The sequence below is a fragment of the Xanthobacter sp. YC-JY1 genome (assembly GCF_021730305.1).
Classification (GTDB): domain Bacteria; phylum Pseudomonadota; class Alphaproteobacteria; order Rhizobiales; family Xanthobacteraceae; genus Xanthobacter; species Xanthobacter flavus.
This window is the reverse complement of record NZ_CP032674.1, coordinates 5,072,595-5,085,677: the sequence shown is the minus strand read 5'-3', so window position 1 is coordinate 5,085,677 and position 13,083 is coordinate 5,072,595. Positions and strand designations below refer to the sequence as shown.

At 67.8% G+C, this 13,083-nt stretch carries 13 protein-coding genes; 7 read left to right on the top strand and 6 right to left on the bottom strand.

Annotated elements, in window-relative coordinates; translation table 11 throughout:
- Positions 1-6 precede the first annotated feature (6 nt).
- Positions 7-1,614: an ABC transporter substrate-binding protein gene (locus D7006_RS23880; RefSeq protein ID WP_237354813.1), complete on the top strand. Its 1,608-nt coding sequence runs from the start codon at positions 7-9 to the stop codon at positions 1,612-1,614.
- A gap of 63 nt (positions 1,615-1,677) precedes the next feature.
- Here D7006_RS23880 and D7006_RS23875 read toward each other — a convergent pair whose 3' ends face one another.
- A complete protein-coding gene (locus D7006_RS23875; protein ID WP_237354812.1) occupies positions 1,678-2,280 on the bottom strand; it encodes a malonic semialdehyde reductase in 603 nt (200 codons plus the stop codon).
- A gap of 274 nt (positions 2,281-2,554) precedes the next feature.
- Between D7006_RS23875 and D7006_RS23870 the strand changes: the two genes are divergently transcribed.
- The 3 genes from D7006_RS23870 (at position 2,555) to D7006_RS23860 (ending at position 5,364) form a co-directional block, all read left to right on the top strand.
- Positions 2,555-3,790 carry a pyridoxal phosphate-dependent aminotransferase gene (locus D7006_RS23870; protein WP_237354811.1) on the top strand — a complete coding sequence of 412 codons (1,236 nt, stop codon included), beginning with the start codon at positions 2,555-2,557 and terminating at the stop codon, positions 3,788-3,790.
- On the top strand, positions 3,787-4,860 hold the full coding sequence (locus D7006_RS23865; RefSeq protein ID WP_237354810.1) for an AbrB family transcriptional regulator: 1,074 nt from the start codon (positions 3,787-3,789) through the stop codon (positions 4,858-4,860). Before D7006_RS23870 ends, D7006_RS23865 begins: the two co-directional genes overlap by 4 nt.
- 96 nt (positions 4,861-4,956) lie before the next feature.
- Entirely contained in the window at positions 4,957-5,364 is a 408-nt protein-coding gene (locus tag D7006_RS23860; protein ID WP_237354809.1) for a DoxX family protein, read from the top strand.
- Between the two features lie 13 nt (positions 5,365-5,377).
- On the opposite strand, the gene D7006_RS23855 is transcribed toward D7006_RS23860, so the two are convergent.
- Positions 5,378-6,076, bottom strand: a complete 699-nt coding sequence (locus D7006_RS23855) for a M48 family metallopeptidase (RefSeq protein WP_229645161.1) — start codon at positions 6,074-6,076, stop codon at positions 5,378-5,380.
- A gap of 133 nt (positions 6,077-6,209) precedes the next feature.
- Entirely contained in the window at positions 6,210-7,634 is a 1,425-nt protein-coding gene (locus D7006_RS23850; protein WP_305852697.1) for a polyhydroxyalkanoate depolymerase, read from the bottom strand.
- 188 nt (positions 7,635-7,822) lie between these two features.
- Between D7006_RS23850 and D7006_RS23845 the strand changes: the two genes are divergently transcribed.
- Positions 7,823-9,163, top strand: coding sequence for an ActS/PrrB/RegB family redox-sensitive histidine kinase (locus tag D7006_RS23845; protein WP_169122123.1), 1,341 nt, complete (start codon positions 7,823-7,825; stop codon positions 9,161-9,163).
- Positions 9,164-9,243: 80 nt separating this feature from the next.
- Positions 9,244-9,792: an ActR/PrrA/RegA family redox response regulator transcription factor gene (locus D7006_RS23840; protein WP_169122122.1), complete on the top strand. Its 549-nt coding sequence runs from the start codon at positions 9,244-9,246 to the stop codon at positions 9,790-9,792.
- 66 nt (positions 9,793-9,858) lie between these two features.
- On the opposite strand, the gene D7006_RS23835 is transcribed toward D7006_RS23840, so the two are convergent.
- Positions 9,859-10,752 carry a DMT family transporter gene (locus tag D7006_RS23835; RefSeq protein WP_237354808.1) on the bottom strand — a complete coding sequence of 298 codons (894 nt, stop codon included), beginning with the start codon at positions 10,750-10,752 and terminating at the stop codon, positions 9,859-9,861.
- A gap of 132 nt (positions 10,753-10,884) precedes the next feature.
- On the opposite strand from D7006_RS23835, the gene D7006_RS23830 reads away from it, so the two are divergent.
- On the top strand, positions 10,885-11,583 hold the full coding sequence (locus D7006_RS23830) for a helix-turn-helix transcriptional regulator (protein WP_237354807.1): 699 nt from the start codon (positions 10,885-10,887) through the stop codon (positions 11,581-11,583).
- A 10-nt stretch (positions 11,584-11,593) separates the two neighbouring features.
- On the opposite strand, the gene D7006_RS23825 is transcribed toward D7006_RS23830, so the two are convergent.
- Positions 11,594-12,070: an MmcB family DNA repair protein gene (locus tag D7006_RS23825; protein ID WP_169122119.1), complete on the bottom strand. Its 477-nt coding sequence runs from the start codon at positions 12,068-12,070 to the stop codon at positions 11,594-11,596.
- A 7-nt stretch (positions 12,071-12,077) separates the two neighbouring features.
- On the bottom strand, positions 12,078-12,950 hold the full coding sequence (locus tag D7006_RS23820; RefSeq protein WP_169122118.1) for a YihY/virulence factor BrkB family protein: 873 nt from the start codon (positions 12,948-12,950) through the stop codon (positions 12,078-12,080).
- Positions 12,951-13,083 lie beyond the last annotated feature (133 nt).

Below are 13,083 nucleotides of genomic sequence, written 5' to 3'. Positions count from 1 at the left end.
TGATAGATGCTGCGTTTCCGGACGCTTCGAACCTCTCTTGCCGCCGCGCTTTTCCTCGGTCTTGCCGGGGCGGCGCCGGCTGGCGCCGAGAGCGTGGTCCGCTATGGCATCTCCATGGCGGACATTCCGCAGACCACGGGCCAGCCTGATCGTGGGGCAGGTGCCTATCAATTCACCGGCTACACCCTGTACGACCCACTGGTCGCCTGGGAGATGAACGTGGCCGACCGGCCCGGCAAGCTGGTGCCCGGCCTCGCCACCGAATGGAAGGTCGATCCGGCCGATCCCAAGAAGTGGCTGTTCACGCTGCGCAAGGGCGTGAAGTTCCACGACGGCTCGGACTTCAATGCCGATGCCGTGGTGTGGAACCTCGACAAGGTGCTGGACGAGAAGGCGCCCCAGTTCGACAAGCGCCAGTCCGCCCAGGTGAAGACCCGCCTGCCGTCCATCGCCTCCTGGCGCAAGGTGGACGACATGACGGTGGAGATCACCACCAAGGACGTGGACTCGTTCTTCCCCTACCAGATGCTCTGGTTCCTGGTGTCGAGCCCGGCCCAGTACGAGAAGCTCGGCAAGGACTGGGACAAGTTCGCCCAGAACCCGTCGGGCACGGGCCCCTTCAAGCAGGACAAGCTGGTGCCGCGCGAGCGGTTGGAGCTGGTCAAGAACCCCGACTACTGGGACAAGTCCCGCCTGCCCAAGACCGACCGGATGATTCTCATCCCCATGCCGGAGGCGCTGACCCGCACCAACGCGCTGCTTGCCGGGCAGGTGGACCTCATCGAGACGCCGGCGCCCGACGCCGTGCCGCAACTGAAGTCGGCCGGCATGAAGCTCGTGACCAACGTCACGCCCCACGTGTGGAACTATCACCTCTCCGTGCTGCCCGGCTCGCCCTGGACCGACATCCGCCTGCGCAAGGCGCTGAACCTTGCGGTGGATCGCGAGGGCGTGGTGGAGCTGATGAACGGCCTCGCCCAGCCGGCCAAGGGGCAGGTGGACAAGACCAGCCCGTGGTTCGGCAAGCCCACATTCGACCTCAAGTATGATCCCGAGGCCGCCAAGAAGCTGGTGCAGGAGGCGGGCTACTCCAAGGAAAAGCCGCTCAAGACCACCTTCATCATCGCCGCCGGTGGCACCGGCCAGATGCTCTCCCTGCCCATGAACGAGTTCCTGCAGGCGAGCTTCAAGGAGATCGGCATCGACGTGGAGTTCAAGGTGGTGGAGCTGGAAGCGCTCTACACCGCCTGGCGCAAGGGGGCGAAGGACCCGATGAACGAGGGCATCACCTCGAACAACATCGCCTATGTCACCTCCGACCCGCTCTACGCTCTCATCCGCTTCTTCGATTCGCGGCAGGTGGCGCCGGTGGGCGTGAACTGGGGCTATTACTCGAACCCCAAGGTGGACGCCCTCATCGACGAGGCGAAGCGCACCTTCGACACCAAGAAGCAGGACGAATTGCTCGCCCAGGTCCACCAGCAGGTGGTGGACGACGCTGTTCTGGTCTGGGTGGTGCACGACGTGAACCCGCACGCCCTCTCCCCCAAGGTGAAGAGCTTCGTGCAGGCCCAGCACTGGTTCCAGGACCTGACCACCATCGGCCTCAACTGAGGCCGCCGGCACAAACGTAAAGGGCGCCCCGCGGGGCGCCCTTTTTTCGTTATGGCGGCGCGATCAGAGGATCTGCGCGGCGTCGTCGAAGGCGAGGCGCGGCAGACGGGGCATCACCTTGGAGGCATCGCCATGGCCGATGGCGGCGATGAAATTGGTCTTGGTGGTGCCGCCGGGGAAGAATTCAGCATCCACCTTCGCCGCGTCGAAGCCGGAGACGGGGCCGACATCGAGGCCGAGCGCGCGGGCGGCGAGGATGAGATAGGCGCCCTGCAGCGAGGAATTGCGGAAGGCGTGGGGCTCGATCATCCCCGGATTGTTGACGAACAGGTCGCGGAACTGCGGATAGTGCGGAAACAGCTCGGGGATCTTGTCGTGGAAGTCGAGGGCGTAGCCGATGATGGCCACCACCGGCGCGGCGAGGATCTTGTGGTTGCTCTCCGGCAGGGCAGGGCGCAGGCGCTCCTTGGATTCCGGGGTGGTGAGGAACACGTAGCGGGCCGGCTGGGTGTTGGCGGAGGTGGGGCCGTACTTCACGAGATCATAGAGGGCGCGGACTTCCGCTTCGCTGACCGGGGCATCGGTCCAGCCATTCTGGGTGCGGGCGGAAAGGAACAGGCGGTCGATGGCGGCGGCATCGATGGCCGGGGTGACGGTCTGCGACATGGGGGGCATCCTGTTTGAACCGGCGAAGGCGCGAAGGTGCGCGTGTGGTGCTGAGGACGTAGAACTCCACCCCCGCACCGGCAACGGCCCCGCTTCGCAAGATGCCATTGCATCCGTGCAATGCCGCAACGGGAGGCGCGATTCATCACCGGGACTGATCGGATCGCCACTTCATTTGATGGCGCACGGGCGCGCCGAAGCTCTATAAGTCGCGCCGGCGCATCCGCCGGTTTCCCTCCGCGCCGCCACCCCGCTTCGTGTCCGCGAGCAAGTCATGATGTCCCCTGCTGCGCCCGTTCCCGCCTTGCCCGTGGAGGATCCCTATCTGGAGCGTGTGCGCGAGCACGTGCGCGCGCTGCCTGAGAGTGGCATCGTCGAGGTGATGAATTACGGCCGCGATCGGCCCGGCATGATCCCGCTCTGGGCCGGCGAGGGCGACGTGCCCACCCCGCCCTTCATCTGCGAGGCGGCCGCATCCGCCCTCCACGCGGGCGAGACCTTCTACACCTGGCAGCGGGGACTGCCGGAGCTGCGCGCCGCGATCGCCCGCTACATGAGCGGGCTCTATGGCGTGCCGGAAGCGCCGGAGCGCTATTTCGTCACCGGATCGGGGATGCAGGCCATCCATGTGGCCATGGCCCTCGTGGCCGGGGCCGGGGACGAGGTGATCATTCCCTCCCCCACCTGGCCCAATGCCGCGGCGGCGGCGCAGAAGGCCGGCGCGCGCGCCGTCTATGTGCCCTTCAATTACGGGCCGGAGGGCTTCACCCTCGACCACGACCGGCTGGCTGCGGCGGTGACGCCGGCCACCCGCGCCATCTTCTTGAACACGCCGGCCAATCCCACCGGCTTCGTGGCGACGCTGGATGACCTGAAGGCGGTGCTGTCCCTCGCCCGCCGCCACGGTCTGTGGATCATCGCCGACGAGATCTATGGCCGTTTCTATTACGGCGAAGAGGCGCGGGCCCCGTCCTTCCATGACATCATGGACGAGGAGGACCACATCCTCTTCGTCCAGACCTTCTCCAAGAACTGGGCGATGACCGGCTGGCGCATCGGCTGGCTGGAGGCGCATCCGCGCCTCGGCCAGATCATCGAGAATCTCATCCAGTATTCCACTTCCGGCGTCGCCGCCTTCATGCAGCGCGGCGCCATCGCGGCGCTGGATCAGGGCGAGCCTTTCGTCGCCGAGCAGATCGCCCGCGCCCGCCGTGGCCGCGATCTCGTGGGCGATGCGCTGCTCGCCACCGGGCGCGTGGACCTCGTGAAGCCGCCCGGCGCCTTCTATCTGTTCTTCGGCATCGAGGGCCGGCGCGACGTGCGCAGCCTCGGCCTCACGCTGGTGGACGAGGCCAATGTGGGCCTCGCCCCCGGAACCGCCTTCGGCCTCGGCGGCGAGGGCTTCATGCGCCTGTGCTTCGCGCGCGGCGATGCGCAGCTCGCCGAGGCGAGCCGGCGGCTCGTCGCCTGGCTGGAGCGGACCGGGCCTGTGGGATCGGACGCCGCGTGAGGGGACTGCCCTTCCGGATGCGCTCTGCCGCCTCGGCGGCGGTGACGCTGGGGGCCGGCGCCCTCGGTGGGCTGATCTTCGCGCTGCTCGGCCTGCCGGCGGCGTGGATTTCGGGCTCGCTGGTCGCCTGCATCGGCCTTGCTCTGGCGGGCATGCGCATCGACGTGCCGGAATGGCTGCGCTTCCTCGCCTTCGTGGTGCTCGGCACCTCCATGGGCACCATGCTGACGCCGGAGACCTTCGCCCGCGCCGCCACCTGGCCGGTGAGCATGGCCTGCCTTGGCGCCAGCGTGCTCGGCACCATGGCGGGCGGCACCCTCTTCCTCACCCGTGTGGCCGGCTGGAGCCGGGAAAGCGCCTTCTGGGCCTCCGCGCCCGGCGCCTTCGGTACCGTGGTCGCCATGGCGGCGGACACCAATGCGGACCTGCGGCAGGTCGCCTTCGCCCAGACGCTGCGGCTGTTCCTGCTGGTGGCGGCCCTGCCCAACGTGCTTGCGGCGCTGGGCATGACGGCGGGCGGCGTGCCGCCGCCACCCCATGTCTCGACCCTCGGCGAGATCGTCGTCCTGTTCGTCGTCTGCACCGCCGCGGCGCTGCTCGCGGCGCGGCTGAAGCTGCCGGGCGGCCTCATCCTCGGCGCGCTCGCCGGCAGCGCCGTGCTCCATGCCACGCGCCTGTCCACCGCCGTGCTGCCGGCGGAACTGCTCATCCCGGCCTTCGTGGTTCTGGGGGGAAGCGTGGGCGTGCGCTTCATCGGCACGTCGCTTTCGACCATCCGGGCCTATGTGCTCGCCTCGTTGGGGGCCTTCCTGGTGGCGGTGGCGATTTCGACCCTGTTCGCTTTGCTGGCCGCATGGCTGACGGGAGACGATCTCGGCAAGCTGGTCACGGCGTTCGCGCCGGGGGCGCTGGAGGCCATGACGGCCCTCGGCTTCGCCATGGGCTACGACCCGGCCTTCATGAGCGCGCACCATCTTTTCCGCTTTGCCGGGCTCTCGGTTGCGCTCCCCGTGGCGGCCCGTTTGATGTTCGCCGCCGCCGAGCAGGCGGGGCGCGACCACACGCAATAGTGTCCTGAAACCTCCCTGTCCGATGTTGCAGTGCAGCGTCGGCGGTATCACACACTCTGCGGCTTCCGCTCCGGGAAGTGTGCGTTGGAGGACGACTTGCGTAGCCTTGATGATCTCGCCCTTCTGGTGGGCCGACTTTGCATCGCCGCTCTGTTTCTGCCGGCGGGAATCGGCAAGCTCGGCAATCTGGCCGGATTTGCGGGCTCCCTCGCTGCCAAGGGGGTTCCGGCGCCGATGGTGTTCGGGGGACTGGCCGCAGCGACCGAGGTGATCGGCGGTCTGCTCCTCATCGCCGGGCTTTGGCCGCGCTTCACCGCGATCTGGCTTGCCGGCTTCACCGTCGTCGCGACACTGCTGTCGCACCTGTTCTGGACGTTCCCCGAGGCCGCTCAGGCCGGGCAGCAGATCCATTTCTTCAAGAATGTCGCCATCATCGGTGGCTTCCTGTTCTACTTCGCCGCCGGCCCCGGCGCGTTCAGCCTCGGCCGCAAGAAGACCCTCTGAGGCACCGCGAAGCTCAACCTTCGCCGTAGCGATGGAGCTCGGAGCCGTGGCGCCTCAGCCACGCCTCCGCCTCCTTGCGGTTGGGGCAGACCTGCTCCACCAGCCGCCAGAAGCGCACCCCGTGGTTCATCTCCAAGCGGTGCGCCACCTCGTGGGCCGCGAGGTAATCCAGCACGAAGGCCGGTGCGAGGATCAGCCGCCACGAGAAGGAGAGGTCGCCGCGCGCCGAGCAGGAGCCCCAGCGGCTCGCCGTGTCGCGCAGCGTGAGCCGTCCGACCTCGACCCCGAGCGCCTGCGTGTAGTGCTTGACCGCGGCGGCAAGATCGCGCCGCGCCTCCTTCTTCAGGAAATCCTGCACGCGGCGCGCCATATACGGCGCCTCGCCGGCCACGCAGAGCGTGGGCATCCCGCGCACCGCCGGCTCGATCCAGACCGTGCCGCGCGCATCGGGGCGGTGGACGATGCGGTGGGGTTCCCCGCGCAGGGGAATGACCGCCCCATCCGCGAAGGGCACGGCCTCCGGCAGGCGCACGAGGCGGACCCGCACCCATTCGCGATGCCGCTCCACGAAGGCGCGGGCGAAGGAAAGCGCCACATGGGGCGGTGCGGTGAGGGTGACGTCGCGGGAGGTCGCGCGCACCCGGAGCGTCAGCCGGCGCGCCTGCGGATGGCGCCGGACCATGACGCGCAGCAACTCGTCGTCGAGCAACAACTCGATCGTCTCCGCGCTGGGCGGGAGCGACGATTTGCGGTCCTCATTGCGAGTCTGGCGGCGAAACAGCATTGGTCAGCCGGGGCAAAGTTACCTCCGGCATCTTCCCAAGAATTTCGCCGCGCCGCCAGTACTAAGTCGGCGCAATCCGGGGATAAAGCGCAGTCACATTCTTGTTGAGGGCGAACACGTCCGGTTCTTCCTCCCCCGCGGTCACCGGCGCGGGGCGGTCCGGCATGGGGCGGGCGCGGCCATCCCTGCGGAATTCCTGCGAGAGGATGAAGTCGGAAATGCGCGGCGCGATCTCGGAACGGAAGCGCGAGCCGTTGAAGACGCCGTAATGGCCGACGCCCGGCTGCTCCCAATGGGCCCGCATGTCCTCGGGGATCCGGGGGCAGAGCTTGTGCGCGGCCTTGGTCTGGCCGATGCCGGAGATATCGTCCTTCTCGCCTTCCACCGTCATCAGCGCCACGCGGTGGATGGCGTCTGGCTTCACCACCTGGGAGTGATGCATGATTTCGCCCTTGGGGAGGGCATGGGTGATGAAGACATTCTCCACGGTTTCCAGGTAGAAATCCGCGGTCAGGTCCATGACGGCGAGGTACTCGTCGTAGAAATCCCGGTGCTTCTCCGCCGAGTCGCCGTCGCCCTGCACCAGGTGCCGGAACAGGTCCCAATGGGCCTGCAGGTGCCGGTCGAGGTTCATGGACATGAAGCCGTTGAGCTGCAGGAAGCCCGGATAGACCTCGCGCAGGGCGCCCGGGTGCGGCCAGGGCACGGTGGTGATGACATTCCGCCGGAACCATTCGATGCCGCGGTCCTGAGCCAGCGTGTTCACCGCGGTGGGCGCCTCGCGGGTGTCGATCGGCCCGCCCATGAGCACCATGGAGCGGGGAACGAAGGGGTCTTCCTCCGCTTCCATGCGGGCGATGGCCATCATCACCGGCACGGCCGGCTGGCACACGGCCATGACGTGGCAGTTTCCGCCCATGCGGTGGAAGATGGAGATGAGGTAATCCACATAGTCCGACAGGCTGAAGCGGCCTTCGGACATGGGCACCAGCTTCGCGTCGATCCAGTCGGTCACGTAGACGTCGTGGGTGGGCAGCATGGCCTCGACCGTGCCGCGCAGCAGCGTGGCGTGGTGGCCGGACACCGGGGCGACGATGAGCAGGCGCGGCTGCGGGCGGCGCGGCGGATATTCGAACGCGCGCTCGAAGTGCAGCAGGCGGCAGAATGGCCGCTCCCACACGGTGTTGACGTGGATCGGCACGGTCTGGCCGCCGGCCGAAGTGTGGGTGATGCCCCAGTCCGGTTTGCCGTAGCGGCGGGTGGTGCGCTCGAACAGCTCGCAGGCGGCCGCCATGGACTTGCCGATGGTGGTATGCGAGACCGGGTTGATCGGGTTTTTCAGGAACAGACGGCTGGCGTCCGCCATGGCCCGGGATGGGTTAAGCGCAGCGTATCCCATCTCGTACATCCAGTAGAGCGGAGTCGAGAGACCGATGTCGCCTTGCCGCGGCAGCCGGGTGGCACTTGCGAACTCGCCGATTGCCATGAGTGGTCCTCACCATTGCTGGCTGCCTAGAAAGGCGGCACGTTGACGCAAGCGTGAGCCGACTTCCAAGGTTGGTCAATGCCGACAAAAGACATAGACCGCTATTGTTCCGCTGCTATGGCAGTAGGGTCACTATTCCCTTTCGTGAGGCTCGCTTCCACACATCGGGACACCGGAAACGCTACTCCATGACCACCGCCTTTGTAACGCCGCCCCATGGCAGATCGTTCGGCCTGCGCCTCGACACCCTGATTCGCCTGCGCTGGCTGGCTATTTCCGGCCAAATTGCGGCGCTGGTCGTGGTCAATCTCGGCCTCGGTTTCCCCCTGCCGCTGACCTCCTGCCTCGCCGTGGTGGGCCTCTCCGCGCTGGTGAACGTGCTCCTGCGGGTCAAGTATCCGGTCGCCCGGCGGCTTGGTGACGCCGCCGCGGGCCCGCTGCTCGCCTATGACGTGCTCCAGCTTACGGCATTGCTGTACCTGACGGGCGGGCTGAAGAACCCGTTCGTGCTGCTCTATCTCGCGCCGGTGATGATTTCGGCCACCGCGCTCGCCTGGAGCACGACGGTGATGCTCGGCATCCTCGCGGTGGCCTGCGCGGGCGCGGTCGGCCTGTGGACCCGGCCGCTGCCGTGGGCCGGAGCGGATGTGCCGATGCTGCCGGACCTTTACCTAGCTGGTATCTGGGTGTCCCTGTCGGTGGCCGTGGGATTCATCGGCATGCATGCGTGGCGCGTAGCCGAGGAGGCGCGGGAACTGGCCGATGCTCTGGCCGCCACGGAGCTGGTTCTGGCCCGCGAGCAGCACCTCACGGCCATCGATGGCCTCGCCGCCGCTGCTGCCCACGAATTGGGCACGCCCCTCTCCACCATCGCCCTCGTGGTGAAGGAGATGCACCGCTCCATCGGCGACAACAGCCCCTATAGCGAGGACGTGGCACTGCTGCGCGACCAGGTCGCGCGCTGTCGAGACATCCTGCAGACGCTGACCTCGCTGAGATCCGGCGACGCGCCGTTCGATCGCATGCCCCTCGCTCTGCTGCTGGAGGAGGTGGTGGAGCCGCACCGCAATTTCGGCATCACCATCGCGGTGTCGGTGAAGGACGATCCCGACGCCCCGGTCATCGCCCGCAATCCCGGGCTGCTCTATGGCCTCGGCAACCTCGTGGAGAATGCGGTCGATTTCGCCGCGACGCGGGTGGATATCAGCGCCCAGTGGACTCCTTCGGGCCTCGATATCGTTGTCGCCGATGACGGGCCGGGTTTCTCGCCGGAAATCTCCGGCCGTATCGGCCAGCCCTACGTCACATCCCGCGCCCGCGAGCGGCAGGATGCGGACCTCGAGGCGGAAAGCGGCCTCGGTCTTGGCTTCTTCATCGCCAAGACGCTTCTGGAGCGCACCGGGGCCAATTTGACCTTTGAAAACCGCGTCCCGCCGGCCACCGGCGCGGTCATCGGCATCCACTGGCCGCGCAAGGCGCTGGCGATCGAGGTGGATGGAGACGCGACAAAGGGACGCGCATTGGATTAATCTACGGGCGGATCGGCGTAAAAGCCGCATCGCTCGTGCTTGTTTGCCGGCATTGCCGATCAGGGATTGAGGAAGACGCGATGAACGAGATGCCTGAGGTGGGGGACGACCGGTCGGTTCTGATCGTTGACGATGATCGGTCCTTCCTCCAGCGCCTCGCGCGGGCCATGGAAGCCCGCGGCTTCGAGGTGACCACCGCCGAGACGGTGGCGGATGGCCTCGCCCGCGTCGAGACCTCGGCCCCGGCCTATGCGGTGGTGGACATGCGCCTCGGCGACGGCACCGGCCTCGATGTCATCTCCGCCCTCAAGAAGAACCGCCCCGGCGCCCGCGCCATCGTGCTCACCGGTTACGGCAACATTGCCACCGCCGTCACCGCCGTGAAGCTCGGCGCCGTGGACTATCTCGCCAAGCCCGCCGACGCGGACGACGTGGTCGCGGCGCTGCTCGCCAATGCCGACCACAAGCCGACCCCGCCCGAGAACCCCATGTCGGCGGATCGGGTGCGCTGGGAGCACATCCAGCGGGTCTATGAGCTGTGCGGTCGCAACGTCTCCGAGACCGCCCGCCGACTCTCCATGCACCGCCGCACCCTGCAGCGCATTCTGGCCAAAAGGGCTCCGCGCTAGCGGAGCCCGCCAGACAGGGGTTCGGGCGCCGCGCTAGCGGTTCGCCCGTGGCCCTTCTCCTGCGCGTCAGGCGCTCCTGCGGGTCGGCCAGGTCATCGCGACGACACCCGCAACCACGCAGGCAAGCCCGATCCAGGCATCGGGGGCCAGCCGCTCGCCGAGGCACAGGACGCCGATGGCCACGCCGATGGGCACCCTGAGATAGGCTTGCGCCGTGGTGCCGATGGAGCCGAGCGTCCGCACCAGCCGGAAATAGATGACGAACGCCAGCGCCGTGGAGAAGACGGACAGCAGCCCGAGCGCGATGAGGGAGCTGGCGCTCGGCGTAAGCATCCAGGGCCGGTCCACGGCGATACTCACCGGCAGAAGGACCGCCGCCCCGCAGAGCAGGGAGCCCGCCGCCGGCACCATCGGGTCGAGCCCCTTGAACGACCGGCCGAATATGGCGGCGCCCGCATAGCAGACCGTGGCCGCGACGATGGCGAGCTGAGCCCACACTTGCTGGCCAATCCCCTCCAGCGCCTCGAACCCGACGATGAAGCCTGTCCCTGCAAGGCCCGCCGTGACCCCGAGCAGCTTGCGGGCGGTCACGGCCTCATGCCGAGTCGCGAGGGCCGTCAGCAGGAAGGCGAAGATGGGTGAGGTGGCGTTCAGGATGGTGGCGACGCCCGCATCCACGGTCTGCTCGGCCCAGGCGATCAAAGTGAAGGGCACGACACTGTTCAATCCGGCCTGAAACAGGAAGCGTGCCCAGCTGGCCCGATCACCCGGCAGGCGCATACCGCGCGCCCGGAGGATGGCGGCAAGCAGGCCGCCGGCGATCAGCGTCCGGGCGGCGATGAAGGTCAAAGGCGGGATGGTTTCCACCCCGATCTTGATGAAGGTGTAGGACGCACCCCAGAGGGTCGAGAGCACCAGCAGCAGAAGAAGCTCGGTGCCGAAGCGGGGTGTTTGGGCCATTGAGGATCCGGTCTCGCGAGGACATTCGTCGGGCTCTCTAGCGGACGGTGTCCCGGCAATGCTTCGGCGGTGGCCGAAACGTCCGGTGGTGACGGGCGTGGTTCAGGCGGCTAGCGTCCCCGCATGTCGAACATGGTTTCGGGAAATACCGTTGCCGAAGTCGCCCGCCTCATGGGGGACGTGGCGCGCGCCAACATCCTCTCGGCCCTGATGGGCGGGCAGGCGCTGACGGCGGGCGAACTGGCGCAGCGCGCCGGTGTGACGCCGCAGACCACCAGCGGCCATCTCGCACGGCTCGCCGAGGCGGAGCTGGTCAAGGTCGAAAAACAGGGGCGCCACCGCTACTACCGCCTCGCCTCTGCGGAGGTTGCGCAGGCGCTCCACGCCCTGATGACCATCGCCGCGGGCGGGCCGAAACGCCATCACCCCATCGGCCCGAAAGATGCCGCGCTGCGGCTCGCCCGCACCTGCTACGACCACATGGCCGGCCGCCTTGCCGTCGCCCTTGCCGACACCCTCTGCGCCAACGGCCATGTGATCCTCACCGATGGGGCGGGCCTGGTGACGGACACAGGCCGCCGCGTCTTCTGCGATTTCGGCGTCGCTCTCGATGACGCGGCGCAGAGCCGCCGGCCGCTCTGCCGCACCTGCCTCGACTGGAGCGAGCGCCGGCCCCATCTCGCCGGTCGCCTGGGCGCGGCGCTGCTGGATCTGCGATGGGTTCACCGCGCGGCTGACAACCGGGCGCTGCGGCTGACGCCGGCCGGAGAACGCGGCTTTTCCAGCGCCTTCGGCCTCTCGGCCGACTGGCGCGATGCGCCACGGCCGTGATCCTTTGACCCTACATCTCCGCTCGCAGCAGGTCCGGGTCGTAGAGCACGGCGAGGCGCATGGCGGCGGCGCGGGCGAAGCGCAGGGTGAGCGCCTTGCGCGTCGCCGGCGGCAAGGGATGGAGTGGGGCGGGCCGGAGGCATTCGGCGCCGAAGGCGTCGGCAACGAACAGGCCGGTCTCCTCGGGCAGGATCTCCACCGGGAAGTCCACCGGCACCGCGAACATCAGCCGGTCGCAGAAATCCCGGTATTCGTGCCACTTGGCATCGGTGCGGAAATCCGTCACCGACGACTTGATCTCGATGATGGTGATCTCGCCCTTCGGCCCCATGGCGAGGATGTCGGCCCGCCGTCCGCTCACCAGCGAGAATTCCGGCAGCCCGGCCATGCCCGCCAGCGCCAGATGGCGCAGCACCCCGCGCTGGACCGCCCGGGCGGTCTCCGACTGGCGGCCGTCGGGCCGCGGCTCGGGGAGGAGCGCGCGCATCGCCGACTCAGGACACCGCCTTCATCGCCTCGGCCTCGTCGTGGGAGGGCTCGGGCGCGAAGGCGCGCTTGATGGCGGCGTTGAGTTCGCCGCCGAACACGAAGATGGAGGCGGTGAGGTAAAGGAAGACCAGCGCGATCATCACCGAGGCGAGGCCGGCATAGGTGGTGACATAATTGGCCGGAAATTCCGCCAGATAGAAGCCGAAGGCGGTGGCCGCCACCAGCCACATGACCAGCGTCACCAGAATGCCGGGCGCCACCTCGGCGAGCTTGCGCCGCCCCGCCGGAAGCCACAGATGCGCTACCAGCAGCGACACCACGAGAATGATGGACGTGGCGCCGAAGCGCAGAACGGTGATGGTGCCCGAAAACCGCTTCAGCGCCGGCACCTGCGCCACCGCCGTCTGCCACAGCAGCGGCCCGAGAACCACGAGGAACGACAGCGCCAGCATGGCGACGGAAGCGATCAGCACGTAGCCGATGGATTCCAGCCGCAGCCAGTACCACGAGCGCATCTCCTTCATGCCATAGGCGCGGTTGAGGCCGATGCGCAGGCTCTCGACGCCGTTGGAGGAGAAATAGAGGGCGAGCACCACGCCGTAGGTGAGCACATCGGTGCGCACCTGGTTCACCACGTTGTAGATCTCGCGGGAGATGGGGCCGGCCACCTGCTCCGGCCAGGTCTCCAGAATGAGCTGGATGGTCTCCTGCGCCAGCGGCCGAAGGTCGAGAAAGCCGGCCAGCGCGGTGACGAAGATCAGGAACGGGAACAGGGACATGAGCGCCGACAGGGCGATATGGCTGGCGATCGCCCAGCCGTCATCGGCGGAGAAGGTCCAGAACGCATCCAGAACGATATGGTAGATGCGCCGCAGCATGGGGTCTCCCGTTTCAAGTTCACATCGGGCTTTCCGGCGGGAATGGCAAGCGCCGGGCGCGCCCGTCCACCGTCCGGCTGGTGGCGCCGGCCGCCTTCGGCTAGACAGCGAGGACACGGCGCCATCCCATCCG

What these genes read in the sequence shown, in the direction of transcription:
- D7006_RS23880 (WP_237354813.1), top strand. Translation starts at nt 7, where the DNA reads ATGCTGCGTTTCCGGACGCTTCGAACCTCTCTTGCCGCCGCGCTTTTC.
- D7006_RS23875 (WP_237354812.1), bottom strand. Translation starts at nt 2,280, where the DNA reads ATGTCGCAGACCGTCACCCCGGCCATCGATGCCGCCGCCATCGACCGC.
- D7006_RS23870 (WP_237354811.1), top strand. Translation starts at nt 2,555, where the DNA reads ATGATGTCCCCTGCTGCGCCCGTTCCCGCCTTGCCCGTGGAGGATCCC.
- D7006_RS23850 (WP_305852697.1), bottom strand. Translation starts at nt 7,634, where the DNA reads ATGGCAATCGGCGAGTTCGCAAGTGCCACCCGGCTGCCGCGGCAAGGC.
- D7006_RS23845 (WP_169122123.1), top strand. Translation starts at nt 7,823, where the DNA reads ATGACCACCGCCTTTGTAACGCCGCCCCATGGCAGATCGTTCGGCCTG.
- D7006_RS23840 (WP_169122122.1), top strand. Translation starts at nt 9,244, where the DNA reads ATGAACGAGATGCCTGAGGTGGGGGACGACCGGTCGGTTCTGATCGTT.
- D7006_RS23835 (WP_237354808.1), bottom strand. Translation starts at nt 10,752, where the DNA reads ATGGCCCAAACACCCCGCTTCGGCACCGAGCTTCTTCTGCTGCTGGTG.
- D7006_RS23830 (WP_237354807.1), top strand. Translation starts at nt 10,885, where the DNA reads ATGGTTTCGGGAAATACCGTTGCCGAAGTCGCCCGCCTCATGGGGGAC.
- D7006_RS23825 (WP_169122119.1), bottom strand. Translation starts at nt 12,070, where the DNA reads ATGCGCGCGCTCCTCCCCGAGCCGCGGCCCGACGGCCGCCAGTCGGAG.
- D7006_RS23820 (WP_169122118.1), bottom strand. Translation starts at nt 12,950, where the DNA reads ATGCTGCGGCGCATCTACCATATCGTTCTGGATGCGTTCTGGACCTTC.